15 protein-coding genes are annotated in these 18,152 nt (G+C 43.2%); 10 read left to right on the forward strand and 5 right to left on the reverse strand.

Features of this window, described 5'->3' with window-relative positions; translation table 11 throughout:
* Positions 1-10: 10 nt before the first annotated feature.
* Positions 11-1,291 carry an endolytic transglycosylase MltG gene (gene mltG, locus CUR83_RS01675; protein ID WP_284718928.1) on the forward strand — a complete coding sequence of 427 codons (1,281 nt, stop codon included), beginning with the start codon at positions 11-13 and terminating at the stop codon, positions 1,289-1,291.
* Positions 1,292-1,476: 185 nt separating this feature from the next.
* Positions 1,477-2,109 (forward strand): dTMP kinase, encoded by a 633-nt coding sequence (tmk, locus tag CUR83_RS01680; protein ID WP_227674224.1) that lies wholly within the window; start codon positions 1,477-1,479, stop codon positions 2,107-2,109.
* Between the two features lie 155 nt (positions 2,110-2,264).
* Here the strand turns inward: tmk and CUR83_RS01685 are convergent, their stop codons facing one another.
* Positions 2,265-4,574, reverse strand: a complete 2,310-nt coding sequence (locus CUR83_RS01685; RefSeq protein WP_227674195.1) for a cation:proton antiporter domain-containing protein — start codon at positions 4,572-4,574, stop codon at positions 2,265-2,267.
* 1,015 nt (positions 4,575-5,589) lie between these two features.
* Between CUR83_RS01685 and CUR83_RS01690 the strand changes: the two genes are divergently transcribed.
* From CUR83_RS01690 to purC, 4 genes are all read left to right on the forward strand, one after another.
* Positions 5,590-7,005 carry a Do family serine endopeptidase gene (locus CUR83_RS01690; protein ID WP_392397099.1) on the forward strand — a complete coding sequence of 472 codons (1,416 nt, stop codon included), beginning with the start codon at positions 5,590-5,592 and terminating at the stop codon, positions 7,003-7,005.
* Positions 7,006-7,659: 654 nt separating this feature from the next.
* Positions 7,660-8,565, forward strand: a complete 906-nt coding sequence (dapA, locus tag CUR83_RS01695) for a 4-hydroxy-tetrahydrodipicolinate synthase (protein ID WP_284718929.1) — start codon at positions 7,660-7,662, stop codon at positions 8,563-8,565.
* 122 nt (positions 8,566-8,687) lie between these two features.
* Positions 8,688-9,017, forward strand: coding sequence for a hypothetical protein (locus CUR83_RS01700; RefSeq protein ID WP_284718930.1), 330 nt, complete (start codon positions 8,688-8,690; stop codon positions 9,015-9,017).
* 126 nt (positions 9,018-9,143) lie between these two features.
* Complete coding sequence (gene purC / locus CUR83_RS01705; protein ID WP_071002524.1) at positions 9,144-9,857, forward strand: phosphoribosylaminoimidazolesuccinocarboxamide synthase; 714 nt, start codon at positions 9,144-9,146, stop codon at positions 9,855-9,857.
* A gap of 404 nt (positions 9,858-10,261) precedes the next feature.
* On the opposite strand, the gene CUR83_RS01710 is transcribed toward purC, so the two are convergent.
* A complete protein-coding gene (locus CUR83_RS01710) occupies positions 10,262-10,687 on the reverse strand; it encodes a hypothetical protein (RefSeq protein ID WP_284718931.1) in 426 nt (141 codons plus the stop codon).
* A 355-nt stretch (positions 10,688-11,042) separates the two neighbouring features.
* Here CUR83_RS01710 and CUR83_RS01715 point away from each other — a divergent pair, with 355 nt between their 5' ends.
* Together CUR83_RS01715 and CUR83_RS01720 are read left to right on the forward strand one after the other, a co-directional pair.
* Positions 11,043-11,675, forward strand: coding sequence for a DNA-3-methyladenine glycosylase (locus tag CUR83_RS01715; protein ID WP_093071449.1), 633 nt, complete (start codon positions 11,043-11,045; stop codon positions 11,673-11,675).
* A 37-nt stretch (positions 11,676-11,712) separates the two neighbouring features.
* Entirely contained in the window at positions 11,713-12,024 is a 312-nt protein-coding gene (locus tag CUR83_RS01720) for a YqfO family protein (RefSeq protein WP_071002521.1), read from the forward strand.
* A 122-nt stretch (positions 12,025-12,146) separates the two neighbouring features.
* Here CUR83_RS01720 and CUR83_RS01725 read toward each other — a convergent pair whose 3' ends face one another.
* The 3 genes from CUR83_RS01725 to CUR83_RS01735 all read right to left on the reverse strand — a co-directional run bounded on the left by CUR83_RS01725 (position 12,147) and on the right by CUR83_RS01735 (position 14,432).
* On the reverse strand, positions 12,147-12,491 hold the full coding sequence (locus CUR83_RS01725) for a hypothetical protein (RefSeq protein ID WP_227674191.1): 345 nt from the start codon (positions 12,489-12,491) through the stop codon (positions 12,147-12,149).
* Between the two features lie 138 nt (positions 12,492-12,629).
* Positions 12,630-13,298, reverse strand: coding sequence for a hypothetical protein (locus CUR83_RS01730; protein ID WP_284718932.1), 669 nt, complete (start codon positions 13,296-13,298; stop codon positions 12,630-12,632).
* Between the two features lie 930 nt (positions 13,299-14,228).
* Positions 14,229-14,432, reverse strand: coding sequence for a CsbD family protein (locus CUR83_RS01735; protein ID WP_071002519.1), 204 nt, complete (start codon positions 14,430-14,432; stop codon positions 14,229-14,231).
* A gap of 685 nt (positions 14,433-15,117) precedes the next feature.
* Between CUR83_RS01735 and CUR83_RS01740 the strand changes: the two genes are divergently transcribed.
* Positions 15,118-15,819, forward strand: a complete 702-nt coding sequence (locus CUR83_RS01740; RefSeq protein WP_167669363.1) for a TetR/AcrR family transcriptional regulator — start codon at positions 15,118-15,120, stop codon at positions 15,817-15,819.
* A gap of 49 nt (positions 15,820-15,868) precedes the next feature.
* Positions 15,869-18,067: a molybdopterin oxidoreductase family protein gene (locus CUR83_RS01745; RefSeq protein ID WP_284718933.1), complete on the forward strand. Its 2,199-nt coding sequence runs from the start codon at positions 15,869-15,871 to the stop codon at positions 18,065-18,067.
* Positions 18,068-18,152: the final 85 nt, after the last annotated feature.

Genomic DNA, 18,152 nt, shown 5'->3' on the forward strand with positions numbered 1-18,152 from the left:
GCGAGTTGCCATGAGCAAGCCCACACCCAATACACCACCTGAACGTCCCAATGAGTCGCCATCGAATAAGCAAGATGGCACAGTCGAGGAGCGTGTAGACACCACGTTGCCGGACGCGCAACCAGTGGTAGATAGGGTGCAAGACACGCCAGCAACCAATGTCTCACTCATCAGTGGCAACAGCAAACCGCGTCAATATAAAGTCAACAATCCCTCATTTTTTATGCAGCGCGGTTATCAGGTATTGCTGGTACTAGGACTCATTGCTGCATTCTTTTTAGTTATAGTGTATCAGACCTTGTTTGGCCGTATCGAGCAGCCGCAGCAAATGGTCACGATTGAGCAAGGTCAGACGTATTATGGCCTATTGCCGCAGTGGCAAAATCAAATTCCGCTATTTTCGGCCAGCGTAGCCAAGCTATATATTAAGTCGCAAGTCGATGCGCCTTTGCATGCAGGCATTTATCAATTGCCGGAAAATCCAACCATTGCTGAGGCATTGCAAATATTAGAGCAGGGCGCAAAAGCAGCTATGGTAAAGGTGCAAATCATCGAAGGCAAAACCTCAAAAGACCTCTATCAAGCGCTGCGTGATAATGACAATATCGAAAAAGAAGTGCTGACCGCAGACAGTGATAATGCCAGCATTGCACAAGCGTTAGATTTGGCTGGTATATTGCCAGATAACGTGACCAACAGTAGTGATCCTATCGTCAATCATAATCTTGAAGGGTGGTTTGCGCCCGATACCTATTATTATGGTGAAGGGACGAGCGATAAAAAAGTGCTCACGGACCTATATAAAAGCCAGCAAAAAGCGCTGACTGATGCGTGGGAAAACCGTGCGCCTGACCTACCTTATAATAGCCCTTACGAAGCACTAGTAATGGCATCTATCATCGAAAAAGAAACCAGCGTACCAGAAGAGCGTCCGCTAGTCTCTGCCGTGTTTAGAAATCGCTTGGTTAAAAACATGCGTATGCAGACCGATCCGACCATCATTTATGGTATGGGTAGCCGTTATGATGGTAATATCCGCCGCAAAGACATCGATGAAAAAACGTCTTATAATACCTATCAGATTGATGGCTTACCGCCAACGCCAATCGCGCTGCCATCTGCTGCGTCTATCGAAGCCACCTTGCATCCTGCCGATAGCGACGCCCTTTACTTTGTGGCAACTGGTAACGGCGGACACAAATTTACCAATAGCTTGGCTGAGCACAACCAAGCGGTAAAAGACTATCTGAGCGTCATGCGCGAGAAAAAATCTCAAACACCGCCGCAATAAAGCACTTCTTTATCTCTTATAAAACGTATCGTTTATTGAGCGCTATAATCTAACGATAGCGCTCACCGATGACATAAGGTCATATCATGTCAGTATCTATACAGACCAACGCGCCATCCGCACAAACGAGTACAGCATCGTCCACGCTACCGGAATCAAATGCTTCACAAACGACGACCGCACCTATTGCAGGGCGGTTTATTAGTTTTGAAGGAACGGAAGGCGTCGGGAAAACCACGGCGATTGAACAGCTATGCTTGCAACTAGAGAAAAACGGTATTCACTACCTTCGTACGCGCGAGCCGGGTGGTAGTCCGTTTGCTGAGCGACTGCGCGATATATTGCTAGATCCTGCAACTGAAATTGAGGATGATACAGAGCTTTTATTATTATTTGCAGCACGCTGTGATCATATGCAGCAAGTCATCCTGCCTGCGCTACAACGTGGCACATGGGTTATTTGTGACAGGTTTACGGACTCTACTATTGCGTATCAGGGTTTTGGACGCGGACATGGCGATAAAGCGATGCTGACCAAAATTGAGACGCTGATCGAGCAGTTTGTGACGCAGTTGCCTGAGCTGACTTTATGGCTTGATTTACCTGTAGCAGAGGGCATGGCACGCGCCAATAAGCGCAGCGCAGCAGATCGCTTTGAGCAGCAGGCAATGGCGTTTTTTACTTGGGTACATACCGGTTTTAGTCAACTTGCAAGCTCGCATCCTGAACGTATCCAGCGTATCGATGCGTCAGGCAGTACTGATGAGGTGAGCGCGCGAATATGGCAGGCAGTCGTAGACAGATTTGATGTTGAATAATCATATTTGAGTGAGCATGTTTATCTTGTAAGTAGATTTAATAATCAAGCAGATATGATAAAAATAAAAAGCCCCAGCATGTCGCTGGGGCTTTTTATTGATGACAGTTTGTTATTTAACCAATTATGACGTTAGCGGTTAAATAACGATAGAGTTTATTTATCACTATTTTTGTCATTCAGCTCACTCTGTTTGGCTTCTTTCCCAACCGCGCCAGAAGCGTCGGTGTCAGCTTTGGCAGTCGAATGAGTAGCACTGTCTTGACCAGAGTCAGGGAGACGATTGGGATCAAGCGCTCCTTTTTTATTTTTAGGCGCGTTGCCATTACCATTGGCATTACTATTACTAGACGGCTTAGTCTTTGAGGTCGCGGTCGAGTTTGCTGTCATCACACCTGTGTTCGCTGTGTTGGTAGCCTCTGTTTTTGGTGCTACTGCCTTATCATCGGCCGCGACTGTCGCAGTATTGGACTTATCTATGGCGCTGTTCGCATTAGGGGCACTGGCGACGCTTTGCTCAGTATTTTGAGCCGTATTAGTTGGTGCCTCTGGCGCTGGTTTTTGTAGGTTATCGCTGCCCAGCTCTTTTTCTTTACGCTTTTCAGGCGCTTTTGAGCTGGACTCAAAGTTGGCATCGGCGACCATACGCGCTTGCTCTTGTTTTGGTGTTACGTCCACTGGTTTTGGCTGTACTTCATCATCCACAACTAAGGAGATAAGCTTGCGATCGCGAGGCACCGTACCTTCGAACTTATCAGTAATGACGTGCAGCTTGCCTTCTTTGTCTATGGTATATAGCGGCACAAACTGCTTGTTATCCGCTTTATACTGCTCAAAGCTATAGCTGTCAGTGATGTTGGTGATTTTGATGCGGGCTTTTTTGGACAGCATACTAGCAAGCTTGGTATACGTCACATCTTTGCCAAATAGCCACTGTGAGTGAAAATTGGACTGCTTGTCGTCGCGCTCACTTTTGACTTTTTCATCACTGAACTTGAGGCGGTATAGCTTACGCTCGCCAAATTCATGACGATAATGAATCTCAGACAAGGTATTCATCTCTTTGTCCATACTCATGGCAAACAGACGCCCAATACCGATCAGATCAAGATGGTGATCAGCGTGATCAGAGATTGGATTGCCAAAATAAGTACGCAATCCACTCATGCGTGCGCGCGCGATATTGGTATAGTTATTATGGGCGACGATGACATCGAAGCCTTGCTCTTTAAGAGAGGTAGCGATGAGTAGGGCAATCGGGTTTGAACCGACGATAAGAATACCGTTGGTCTCAGGCTCACGTACGCCCAGCAAGTTGCCGACCATCTTTGCGCCCAGACCCTGAATCATTACCGTACCGATGATGACCATAAATACCAATGGTACAAGCAGCTCAACGCCTTGAATATCATACTCTTGCAAACGAATCGCAAACAGGGATGAGATAGCAGCAGCGACGATACCGCGAGGGCCAATCCAGCTGATCATCAGCTTTTCATTGGTTTTGAGGTTGGAGCCGATGGAGGACGCCCATACTGATAATGGACGCGCCACAAACATGACAATAGCAAGGAGCACCAGACCTACAAATCCTACGCTCAATAAACTTGCCAGCTCTACACGAGCGGCCAAAATAATAAATAGCACAGAGATCAGCAGAACGGTTAAAGATTCATTGAACTCTAGAATCGTCTCGCGTGGGAATTTTGGCCAGTTTGCCAAAGCCACACCCAGTACGGTCACAGTCAATAATCCTGATTCATGCTCCAAGTGATTTGATACCGAAAACAAGACCAAGACGAATGCAAGGGTAAAAACATTGCGCAAAAACTCAGGAACCATATGGCGCCGCATGAGGAACGCCAGTAACCAAGCGCCTGCCATACCAAGTGCCGTTGCCAATACGACAATTTTGGCAAATAGCAAGATACTACTGGCTTCACCGCCTGAGATGATATATTCATAGACCAATACCACGGCAATTGCGCCGATTGGATCAATGATAATGCCTTCCCATTTTAGGATATTAGAGATGGTTTTATTGGGGCGTACGCTACGCAACAGCGGCATAATGACCGTCGGACCGGTCACGCAGACCAGCGCACCAAACAGGAGTGCAATCAATGGGTCGACATCGAATAGCAAATAAGTCGACAGCGCCACGATAGCGATGGTGATGAGTACACCAATCGAGACCAGCATTTGCACCACAGTACCATGCTGCTTGATCTCATCAAACTCTAGCGTTAGCGAGCCCTCAAATAGAATAATTGCCACGCCCAAAGAGATAAAGGGGAACATCAGCTCACCTAATACCAAATCAGGGTCAAACACCCCCAGGACTGGTCCGATGATAATGCCAATGAGCAATAAAAATAAAATGGACGGTTGCTTCAAATACCAAGCCAGCCATTGGGCGGCAATGCCAATCCCAACCACGCCGGATAGCAATAGGGCGGTATCCATAAATTAATCCTTTTGTAATCTTGTCATATTTTATATCTATCCATAGCTGCTATAAGATAGTCGCTACCGTTCGTTTATGATCAATTGTTATCATTACTGATTATATCTGGGTCATCACATTGATAGCCATCATGAATCGCAACATGAGCTTGAGATGATATATACACTATAAAGTAGCAAGGGCAAAAGCATTCTTAGACAAATAACAGTGGTCTAAAAATGCAAAAGATGGAAAACAGGGATGATGATAGCAAGCTTGATAAACGAGTAGTCGATAGCATTTTTACTAATTGACTTTTGTTTGTTTTATGATTTGTTTTGCTTGCTATCATAACATGATTTGATTCATATACATGTATATAGAGCCTGCCACGATATCAGCGCGCAGCCACAAAATTGTACAAAGTCAGTATGAAATAACCATGCCTTGGGTTATCCTGCATTATGTAAATAATGGCAAGATAACGTTTTGTCCATCATACAGTAGCTACGTTGGTCATGCACGCCGCTAAAACAACAATAATATGACGTCAATCAGAGACCGTATATTGGCGCTGAGGGTTTATGTTTACTAAAGCCAACAACCCTGGTTTTGATTAAAATAAATATAAAAACGGGGCTGACATGATCGTTACTATATCAGCCTAGCGATAAAACATATATGAAATCGATGCATAGCACGAATACCATCGTGTAATATGAGTATAACGATATAGTCAATCCTAAATAAAACAGATATATTATATATCAAGGTGGAACTGGTCTAAATTTTCCTTGCGTGCTGTGCCTACGCTGCTCGATGCTGCGAAAAATTTATCCCAGTCCCACTGTATCGTTTTTATACTGAATTCACTATATAAGCAAATATAAGAACGCTGACCAATAACGATTGGGGTTATGTGCGTCAGGCAAGACGTTATCGAGTACCATCATCTAATTACCAACAATAATAATGACCATTCATATGGAGGACAATATGCCTATCAATATGTTTAAATCACGAACCACTGTCGATATGCGACTTTGGTTACAGCGCAGTGCGCTGGCGCTCGCTGTGAGTACGGCGATGGTGGCTAGTATTAACGTCACCACAATGAGCAATGCACATGCGGCTGTAACCACGGCTGATTTCTCTGGCCTAGTTCAACAAGTGACACCCGCAGTGGCGCGCGTCAACGTCACCAAGACAGTCAGTGAGGCTGAGCTTGCTAAGGCGCAAACGGCTGAAGTGTTGCGGCAGTTTTTTGGCGATCGGGTGCGCATTCCTGATCGAGCAGTCACGCCAGCGATAGAGCATGCTTATGGTACAGGCTTTTTTGTCACATCTAACGGCTACATGCTGACCAATCATCACGTCATCGAGGGCGCTGACAAAATCACCGTCACACTTAATGATAGAACCGAGCTTGATGCAACCTTGATTGGTAGCGACGAGCGCTCAGATGTGGCTGTACTAAAAGTTGAAGGCACTCAGTTCCCCGCGCTACCGATTGGCGACTCAAACAGCTTAAAAGTAGGGGAGCCCGTACTAGCCATTGGTTCACCATTTGGTTTTGATTATTCAGCCTCCGCTGGCATCGTCAGTGCCAAATCACGCAGCTTCTCACGCGAAACCAGTGTGCCGTTTATACAAACCGATGTGGCGCTAAACCCTGGCAACTCAGGTGGCCCTCTATTCAATCAGCGCGGTGAGGTGATTGGTATCAACTCGCGTATCTTTAGTGGGACGGGCGGCTACATGGGGCTATCATTCTCTATCCCAATTGACGCTGCTATGGATATCTATGAGCAATTAAAGACCAGCGGTGAAGTCGCTCGCGCATATTTGGGTATCTATCCGCAAGATATTGACCGTAATCTGGCCGAAGCTTATAAATTGGATAAACCACAAGGCGCTTTGCTGACCCGCGTTTCTCCAGACTCGCCAGCACAAAAAGCAGGTCTAAAACCTGGTGACATTATCTTGCAGTACAATAATGTACAAATCATGCGAGCATCCGACTTATTGAATCTGCTCAACCGAGCAAAGCCAAGCGATCCATTTCGCGCACAGATTCAGCGCAATGGTAAGCAGATGATCATTAGCGGTAAACTTGCTTATGCACCTAATGATGTCAGAGCCCAAAGTGGGGATCAGCAAAGTGATGATGTCCAACTGGGCCTACGTTTGCGCGATTTGACCAAAGATGAACAAGCAGAGATTGCTACAGACAATAAAACGGGGGTGTTGGTCACGACGGTTGATCCGACAGGGTTAGCCGCGCGCTCGGGGATTTTGGCAGGTGATGTCATTACCAATTTTCACCAAAAGCCTATTAAGAAAGTAACGGATTTCTCTGACGCCATCTCATCCCTACCCAAAAAGGGCGTTGTCACGATAGAAATTATTCGACAAGGCATCCCTGCTATTATTGGTCTGCGTATTGAATAGATAAAACCATAAGGAAGTGATTTGGACAGCAGCATACCGAAAAACACCGAAAAGTATAATTGCTCATCATAAATACCGCTCGCTATAAGAGATACGCAAACGGATACTGCATCAGTCTGCAAATAATGTATTTAAATATTCGTCAGCAGCGGTATAGGCACGCGAGGCCTGCCTTTTCGCTTATATCGTCCCACCATCGATGTGTTGACCATTCGCTAGTATTGGCAAAACCATTCAGCAGTGTTGATACGTTGCTGAGTGCTTTAGTTATCGGTATATTATTAATAAAGACTTGAAGCAATATTTATTGTTTCTAGCAATAAAAAAAGCTTTTTTCGTCTTTGATTTGTGCTTGAATCATCAATTGATTGATAGCGGTCAAATCAAAATATGCTACACTAGCAGGCGTTTTTATTATTATATTTTATGGCGCAACAGGTATTTGCGGTCACTGGCATCGATAATGCCAATACTCACTTTAATACGCAGTAATTTATAATGTAAACGTTATGATAATAAATAAAATTTCAGCATTAACATCAAGCAAGGGTTGGTCATTAGCGTTTATCAACGTATATAAATTTTTGGCACTTGCAAACGACCTATCATGTGACAGCTTTGATAAAAGCTAGGATAATACAGTAAGGCACGGTTATGAGCACAGCATACGACGAGATCAAAACCCGATTACAAGGCTCAATGGTAGCCTTGGTAACGCCCATGCACCCTGACGGTACAGTTGATTATAAACGTCTGGCTGACCTCATAGACTGGCAGATCGAGCAGGGCACGCATTGCCTCGTTGCTGTCGGCACCACTGGCGAGTCGGCAACCCTATCGATGCAAGAGCATAGCGATGTCATTCGCTATTTTGTCCAGCATGTTAAAGGTCGCGTACCAGTTATCGCAGGTACTGGTGCAAACAACACCATAGAAGCGATTAAACTGACTCAAGACGCAGCAGATGCTGGTGCAGACTGTGCGTTGTTGGTTGCCCCTTATTACAATAAGCCGCCACAAGAAGGCTTGTTTCAGCATTATCAAGCCATTGCTAAAGCCGTCAATATTCCTCAGATGCTCTATAATGTACCGGGTCGCACGGTCGTCGATATTGCCCACGAGACCGTCGAGCGCTTATGTGATATCGACAATATCGTTGCTATCAAAGATGCGACAGGCTCTGTTGGTCGCGGTGAGCAATTGATTAAAGCTGTTGGTGACAGAATGGTCGTATTGTCTGGTGATGATGGCACAGCGCTTGATCTACTAAAAGTAGGTGGTAAAGGCAATATCTCGGTGACTGCCAACGTGGCGCCAAAAGCCATGAGCGAGACTTTCGCTGCTGGCTTGCGTGGTGATTTTGAAACGGCTAGTCAGATTCATGACGTAGTCAAACATCTACATCGTGACTTATTCATCGAGTCAAGTCCTATTCCAGCTAAGTATGCGCTACATAAAATGGGCATGATTGATAAAGGGATACGCTTACCACTCGTTTGGTTGGCAGAGCAACATCATGCGACTATTGATGAAGCGTTGGTTCGAGCAAACATACTATAACCTGATCTTCAGCGATTTAAGACTTGTTGCTTGACGATTAATATTCAAGAGAGCAACAAGTCAACTTATCATGATAAGCCAATCGCCTAAATGAGCAATAACTGCTAACTCAGAGAGACAACATGATGACAGTATCATCAAAAACAGTATCATCAAAAACGACAAAACTACTTCCTGCAATGCTGACCTTAGTTTTGGGTAGTACGTTGGTATTGAGCGGCTGCCAAGCGACCAAGAGCCTGCTTGGAAAGCGCGACAATGGCAGCTTAGACTATCAACAAAGCAAAAAGCTTGCACCGATAGAGCTGCCGGCTGCTCAAGAAACAGCGCCTTTCGTGCCTTTGTATCCGACCCCTAATGTGGGCGCGAACACGCTTAAACTACAGAATGAGTCAGGTAATCAGTATCAGTTGCCAAAGCCTCAGCGTGCTGTTAGTAGCCCTTCAAACTAATTTATTTCTTCATTTGTACCGCCGATTTTTATGATTATTGATTAAAATAATATCGATATTGTAATAAGAGTCAGCGGTCGCTGCGCGTTTTTACCACATAAGCTTGAACGAACAGGAACCCCCATAATGCAAAAGCAACAACTGCTGTATAAAGGCAAAGCCAAATCTGTCTACGAAACAGAAGACAATGATCTTCTGATTTTACACTTCCGTGATGATACCTCAGCGCTCGATGGTAAGCGTATCGAACAATTGGCGCGTAAAGGCGTGGTGAATAACCGCTTTAATGCTTTTATCATGCAAAAATTGTCTGATGCTGGTATCGAGACGCATTTTGAAGAGCAATTGTCTGACGACGAAGTATTGGTCAAGCGCTTGGATATGATTCCTGTAGAGTGCGTGGTGCGTAACTTTGCCGCTGGTAGTTTGGTACGTCGTTTGGGCTTAGAAGAAGGGCAAGCATTGACACCGCCAACGTATGAGCTTTTTTATAAAGATGATGCGCTAGGTGATCCGATGGTCAATGAGTCGCTCTCTGTATCTCTTGGCTGGGCAACCAAAGAACAATTGGCTAAGATGGAAGAGCTGACCTATCAAGTCAACGATGTACTCAAAGCATTGTTTGATGCGGGTGATTTGATTTTAGTTGATTTCAAACTAGAATTTGGCGTATTCCATGACCGTATCGTATTAGGTGATGAGTTCTCACCAGATGGCTGCCGTATCTGGGATAAGAACACCAAGAAGAAACTTGATAAAGACCGTTTCCGTCAGTCATTAGGTGATGTGATTGAAGCTTATGAAGAAGTGGCTGACCGTATCGGTGTACCATTAAAATAAGTATCTGATACTTAGCATAAAATAAAAAACTGAGCCATGTGCTCAGTTTTTTTTATGGCATTATATTTATGATGGTTCCTTAGTGAGTATTTAAATCTTTGGCTGTGGGCTAAGAGTATTAAGGTTTTAACTCAATGAGATAGGCGCGGTATACTTCATGGTGTACTTACCATACATATTCTATTAGTGATCGGTGCGCTATACAGGCATCGAACTAACCGTATTAGATACGACTTTAATGAGCGTACAGATGCTAAACTGATAGGTAGGTCATTATCATTAGGCTGTCTTATTAAAATTCCTAGATTGTTTTTTATGATGTTATGAACATAGCTCAATATCTAAGGTAGTTTCGTAACTTCGTAAAAGAACTGATACTTTTACAAGAAGTCTAATAATAAATATTACCTACTTAAGTTCAATTCGTCTTGAATAAGTGGGTTACTAGTTATCATATAATCATGAAAGTCAAAGGGAATTCGTCCCCAGAGTATTTTCATAATATGATTAAAACGGTCACGACATTCGCATGCCTCGTCTTCATTAAATTTCTCTAATATGTGACATTCTGAAGGATGCATTTGGTTTGTTATCAAGTTATTTATACTATGACCAAGATAGTATAAATCTGCCGCAAACTTTCTGTACAATACCTCGTTACCCTGTAAGCTTGCACACAATTTAATTAAAAAATATTCTAGACTCCAATATTTTTCAATATCCCAAATACACAGTTCTTCTAAAGAGTAGTTAAAAGACATCTCATCCCAAAAAATATCTTTGCATTCACCATACTTTCTAACAGTCATTATTAGTCCCCTGTTTTTCATATTTTCATCGTATGCATTCGTTTCTAGTTATATTATAAATACACTTGGATGTTGATGACTTCATTTTAAGAAACTTAATTAGGGTATACTCCAAGGGAACCAGCTATTTAACCCTTTGAACCTATTAACAGACCACTTAAAACAGACTGGTATAATGGAACCACTTATAACAGACTATAATTCCTATCCATTTATCAAAAGTATCACCCTTTCAGCCATAGGCTTATCACTTAACTCGTATAAAAAATCAAACATAGCGCCAACACTGTACTCCATACCTTATCTTACTTTTATGCTAATTTGTTGGTACTTACTCATATCAATTAGACCATAAAAATAAGAAAAGGTTTCGCTAATGTCTACTGCTTTATCAACTGTTTTAGAGCTAGCTTGGTTTACGCGTCCAACCTGTGTGGTTGCTGCTGATCTGATTGGTAAGGTTTTATGTCGAGAGCTAACCGATAGTGATGGACAGCAAAAAACGCTGCGAATGCGTATTTCTGAGACCGAAGCCTACATTGGTCAAGATGATCCCGCCTGCCATTCACATGCAGGCACTCGAACGGCGCGCACAGAGATTATGTATGAGCAAGGTGGTGTGTTCTATGTCTATCTGACTTACGGTGTGCATCATATGCTAAATTTGATTAGCGGCTCTATAGAGTCGCCTGAATCGGTGCTGATTCGAGCAGGATTTTTGACAGAAGATAGCGATCGTCTGCTTGCTGAACAACATCTCAGTCCAGACAAACAACTGACTCATCCCAAACAATTTGCAGGCCCTGGCAAACTGACCAAGCGCTTGCAGATAACTCGCGATTTATATGGCAAGCCTATCACGCCAGACTCAGGCGTTTGGGTCGAAGATGATGGCTGCCAGCCACCTGTATCAGTGCGTCCGCGTATCGGTATTGATTATGCCGGTGATGCTAAAGACTGGCTGTTACGTTATATATGGACTGATCATCCTTCCTTATCTAAGAACTAATAGATTGAGATTTAAACCTATTTTGTGAGGTAAGTTCATGTATAAGTTAACGGTTTTTATTCCTGATGAGGCATTAGAGCAAGTAAAGTCCGCTTTATTTGCCGCTGGTGCCGGGAGTATTGGCGATTATGAACAGTGCTGTTGGCAAGTGCAAGGAACAGGGCAGTTTATGCCGTTAGCAGGTAGCGCGCCGCATATCGGTAAGCAAGATAGTTTAGAAACGGTCGATGAATGGCGAGTAGAGATGGTCGTCGATGACGCATTTATTACTGCTGCTGTCATCGCGTTAAAAGAGGCGCACCCGTATGAAACGCCAGCGTATGATGTGATAAAAGTCTTGGATTTTTAAATATACAATCAGAGATAAAAGTCTGGGACAAAAAAAGCCAAGCAAATCGGTTATTGATCTACTTGACTATCAAATCATAAGTTGATGAGTATATAAGACTGGCAAATATACCCAAAACCTAATTAATGCTTTTTAATTTTGGTCACTTGATAGCTCGGATAATTGAGATCAATTTTATACTTATCACGGCCCCGCTTAGCCTTCACCATAATTTTACGCTTGCCCTTCACGTATTTGACATCCTCGACACGGTATCCCATGCTGCTAACTTTATTGGCAGCTCGACGCTCGATAGCAGCTGAGTAGACGTTTTTATCCGCTTTTTTATGCTTGTCTTTGTGCTTTTTATGATCTTTGTTATCTTTGTAGACGTCTCCATAGATATCGTCATATACACTATAGCCGCCAGGTGTGGTGACACAGCCAGTAGTTACCGCTAATAAAGTGGCGACAATACTGCCAGACACTACATTCTTTAGTGTTGAAGATGATAAAGCTTTCCTAAAAATGTCCTCATAATCTACTATCGTTGGATAAAGATAGTTTTCTAATATTTCAGTAAAGGGGCATGTAGAGCTGCTCTACTGACAGTAGTGTCAGCGTCATCAGTCTTTTTTAACGTTAATAACGTCTAAATTTGGATAGCTAAGCAATATCTCATACTCCTGCGAGCCGCGTCTGGCCTCAATGTCAAAGACACCACGCTTGTTTTTTTCTTCAAGATCGATATCTTCGACACGGTAACCCATAGATCTTACTTTATTGATGGCACGGCGCTTGATCGCTGGGTAACGTGACTCTCTTTTAATGCTGTCCTCTACATCACCTTTTTTATAGCGCTTGTCGTTCTTATATTTACCATTATCTTTATGCTTATCTTTTTTATAGCGGTCATTGTCTTTTTGATACTTGTTATCTTCCCAGTTGTTTGACCATGCTCTTTTATTTGAGCTGATGAGTCTTAGAGAAGGATAAGTATATGTTAGCTCATAGAGCTGATTATTCTTTTTGGCAAAAGCTGTCATTGCGCGATCGCCACGATAGCTATCAGAGCTAATGTCTATGACTTGATAGCCTTTGCGGCGTAAGTCTTGACGTAGCTGCTGGCTGACACGGTTGAAGCTATCGTTCTGCCGATTATTATCGCCACGATATATGGGCTGGTTATCATAGCCAGGACCAACGACAGCACAACCGACAGTGGTACCCAATAGAGCAACGATAAGAACAGTAGATATGGTTGTCTTAAAGGAGAACGGCTTTAGAGTTTTCATGAGGCAATATCCTATAAGGTTTCAGAGAGCTTGCGATAAGAATGCTTATATAAGTTAAAGGTAGAAGGTTCTAAAATATGTTGATACAGCCATGCTCAGATAGGTATTAAGAGCTACTATCACTAAAAAAACTATTTTTAGAAATGTTTTCTTACATTATCTATCATAGGATACAAAGCTTTATATTAAGTGTCATTTGCGTTAATAAGTTGTAATTATTGAGAATAATTAAATCGTTGTAAGCATATGCTTACATGCAATGACGTTTACGCGACTTAACATGAGAGTGAGAGTTAGGCATTATAGTTACACGGCATTAGGGAGTGTGACTCAAGGATTGAGTTGGCCGCATTAAGGATAATGATTCAATTATTAGCATCAGGATGATAATAATAGTTGAAGTAAGGACACATACCCATTGCTGATAGCAGCAGTTAAGATTAGATGCTGTATGCAGTAACAAGGGTAGGATGCCCAGTATCACAGTCACTGAATATTTGTGCAAGGATGCATAGAAAGCAGTCGTGATAGGTAACATGGACAGTTAACGATAAAACCGCATAACAATTTATTGCTATGCGGTCTTATCGTGTCTGGACGATACTAATTATTCTTGTCAGTTGATATTCGCTTTTAGCTGATACAAAATATGAAATAAGAATTATAAAATACTGCGTCTTTAATTTATGATTTGTCTAATACAAAAAAACCGCATAAACTTCTATGCGGTTTTTATTTTATTTATAGTCAAGTCTAAATAAAAACAATACAAGACAATAAATTCATTTGATTTAACGCTATTTTTGTTGCTTGCTGTGACTGCGCCTCCAGAGGCTGCGAAAAATAACGTTGAATCTTATTGTATCGATTTTATAGTAATCTAACTATACTTTGAAAAAGACACTACTTATATTTCTCAAAAAAAATTTATTAGTAATTGTTTTCGCGGCGCCAGTCATCTACTTCGCGCTCAGCGTGATCTTGAGCATGGCCATAACGCTCTTGTATACGGCCAACCAGCTTATCACGGCTACCTTCAACTTGATCTAAATCATCATCAGTCAGCTCGCCCCATTTTTGTTTTACTGAGCCTTTTAGCTGCTTCCATTCACCTTTTAGAGTATTCTCGTTCATAGTTGTATTCCTTTTTCTTTAATTAATATGTGTAATATAATTTTTAATTGCTTTTCATGGTAGTTCTGTTTACCAATTAACAAACCTATCTATTTATTGATTTTCTTATTTTAGTAGTTCACAAGTATCATTGGTTGCTACCAAATATCTTGTGATAATTAATATAGGGCTTTTCAATTCAGCTGTCTGTATACGCTATGTTTATAGTGTTACTTAATTATAGTGAGCGTGAATCGTGTGTTATCTGCTCACCGACTGTATTAATGATGCGTAAATTGCGTCTATTGTACGTAATGTACATCGAATTGAGACCGATATCTAGAGGTAAGTGTCACATGGGGAACTATGAATATACGGGCTAGGTAACTGCGCAATCTCGTAGCGTATGTCAACTGGGAAAGGGGGTGGGGTATTTATAGTAGACAAACATTCTGATCTTATGAAGCATTAATCTGTTTTGTGAAGCACGAGTCCTACTATATGTTTGGCTATAGACTTATGGTTTAAATAACTATAACCTTATAGTCGAAACATAATTAGTAAAAGTTATTGTGGGTTTAAAAATGACGAGTCTAAAAATAGTAATCAATATGTGACTATCATCACACTTTTTTAGCACAATAGCACTTCAGGTAAATTACTGGCGTGTTGACATAATCATTTATCGAGTAGGGATACCTCTATATTGAATGCATTAGCGCAAAATGAAGCAGCACCTATAGAGTCAAAACGTGAGCTGGCAAAAGCCAAGACGCGGCGTGCCTTATTAAAAAGCGCGTTACGGCTCTATAGTCTAGAAGGCGCTCAGGGCATGAGTATGAATAAAATTGCCAAAGGCGCTGGCATTGCGCAGCCCAGTTTTTATAATCATTTTGAGAGCTTGGATGCGCTACAGAACGAGCTCAGCGCTCAGTTAAAAGACCACTATCTATCGCCAATGCGGCTGGCATGGGTTAATATGCTCAAGGACTATGATGTACTGACTAAGGATGAGTTTAATCAGCAGTGTCAGCAATGTCTGATAATGATTTTTGATTCTGCCTTCCAGAATATTGCGCTATTTCAGCACTTACTCGAAGATCGTCCGAGATTTACTGCCGATATAGAGAACCAATCCTCACTCAATAATGGACTGGGTAATCTGGTCGCAGACATACAAGAGGAGTGGACGGAGATATTTATTCAAGGATTGCAGCTATCCAATCGTTCTTGTGAACGCAGTGCGGTGAGTCTCTGTGTGGATATGGCAGCCGCGCAAGTACATGAGCTGATACTAGGCTGTCATCAGCAGCGCTACTCGATGGAGCAAGCGATTGCGACATTGAATATCAGCTTTGACGCCTTATTTGCCAATTTTTTGCAAGGAAGCAACCATAGCGGCTCATGATATATCTCATGAAAGCTAGGATTTATAAAACATAAAAGGGAGTATGACTATGGGCACTACAGCGGCTAGCGCGGCGGACAACGAACAAATCCACTTTAGAACCTGTACTTTATGCGAGGCGATGTGCGGCGTCGAGATCAAGCACGATGGCGAAAAAGTCTTATCGATCAAAGGGGATAAAAACGATCCTTTTTCTCAAGGCTACATTTGCCCAAAAGCCACTGCTTTGCAGGATTTGTACGAAGATCCTGATCGTTTACGAGGGCCTGTTGAAAGGACGGCGGATGGTTGGAAATCGATCAGCTGGATTGAGGCGTTAGATAAAGTTGCTGCAGGTATCCAGTCTGTTCAGCAAAAATATGGTCAAAACGCATTTGGGGTGTATTTGGGTAACCCGAATGTCCATAACATGGGTGGCATGTTGACTATCAAGCAGCTACTCACTAGCCTAAAGACGCGTAGTCGCTTTTCTGCGACCTCAATTGACCAACTGCCACACCATATCGTCAGCATGCATCTGTTCGGTCATATGCTCCGCATCCCTGTTCCGGATGTGAATCGCACGCAGTATATGCTCATCATCGGTGGTAACCCGCTGGCCTCTAATGGCAGTATCATGACTGCGCCCAACATGCGTCAAAAGCTCAAAGACATCAAAGCACGTAATGGCAAAGTGGTGGTGATCGATCCAAGGCGTACCGAAACGGCAGACATCGCCAGTGAACATCACTTTATTCGTCCAGCGACAGACGTATTGCTGTTACTTGCCATGCTCAATGAGATCTACGCGCAAGGCTATGCCAAGGTAGATAGCCGAGTGGCAGCGCTGGCGCCAGAGATTGATCGTATTGCATCATTTGCACAAGGGTTCACCCCTGAGTCAGTAGCAGATATTACAGGTATTACCGCCGCTGAAATCAAACGTATCGTCAAAGAGTTTTGTGAAGCCGAAAGCTCGGTCTGTTATGGCCGTATGGGTATCTCGGTGCAAGAGTTTGGCTTGCTCAGCCAATATCTGTCCATGGTCATCAATATCGTCACAGGACGCTTAGATGAAGTGGGCGGACTCATGTTCCCCAATCCTGCGGTCGATGTGGTCAATAGCTCGGGCCCAGGCTATTTGGGCAAACGTCACAGCCGCGTGAGCAATCTACCTGATTTTAATGGCGAATATCCAGTGGTTGCGATGGCAGATGAGATGTTGGTCGCAGGAGAAGGGCAGTTAAAAGGCTTTATGAGTGTCGCGGGAAACCCTGTCCTTAGCACGCCAAATGGTGAAAAGCTAGATGAGGCCTTATCAGGGCTTGAGTTTATGGTGTCGCTTGATTACTTTGTGACGGAGACCAGCCGTCATGCCAACATTATCCTGCCGCCCGTCTCGCCACTCGAGCGTGACCATTACGACATTACGTTTAATGGTTTTGCTGTACACAATGTTGCCAAATACTCGCCTGCCTTATTTAGCAAAACAGAGAATGAGAAGCATGACTGGGAGATTTATCTAGAGCTTGCCGATCGCTTGGATAAAGACGCGCCAGAAGCGGTACAAAAAGAGCGTGCCGCGACAAAAGCGTTTGGACCGAAATTCTTACTTGAGCAAGCTCTCAAGTACGGACCTTATAAAGACGTCACATTGAATGCGCTCATAGACAATCCACATGGTATCGACTTAGGACCATTGCACCGTATGTTGCCAGAGGCGATCAAGCACGCCGATAAGCAAATCAATCTCAATGTTGATTTTTATCAGGCAGACTTGGTACGGGTCAAAGAAATGATGCAGCAGTATGATAATCAGGAGATTTTGCTCATCGGACGTCGCCATGTACGTAGCAATAATTCATGGCTACACAATAGTTATCGATTGGTGAAAGGTAAGTCTCGTTGTACACTAATGCTGCATCCAGAAACGGCAGCACAGCATGGTATTGTAGACGGGCAAGACGTGAGAGTGACCTCTCGCGTAGGCAGTGTGATCATCGCAGCAGAGGTGACTGATGAGCTGATGCCCGGCGTGGTCAGTATTCCACATGGCTTTGGTCATGGACGTAAAGGGGTGAAGCAGAAGATTGCGCAAGCGCATGCCGGTGTCAGTGTTAATGACCTAACAGACGATACTTTGATTGATCAGTTGAGTGGTAATGCCGCCGTTAATGGCGTACCTGTGCAATTAGAGGCGTTGGGTGCTAACGCAGACAATGTGGCTAATGCGGTATTAGAAAACTCAATAGATAGTGCAATCGCATAAGTTCAATTTTTTTAAAGTAAAAAGCAGGCGCTTACACGATGTAAGCGCCTGCTTTTTTATGGAGATAGTTTTTTTATAGTGTCTA

This window comes from Psychrobacter pocilloporae, assembly GCF_029872915.1.
Taxonomy (GTDB): domain Bacteria; phylum Pseudomonadota; class Gammaproteobacteria; order Pseudomonadales; family Moraxellaceae; genus Psychrobacter; species Psychrobacter pacificensis.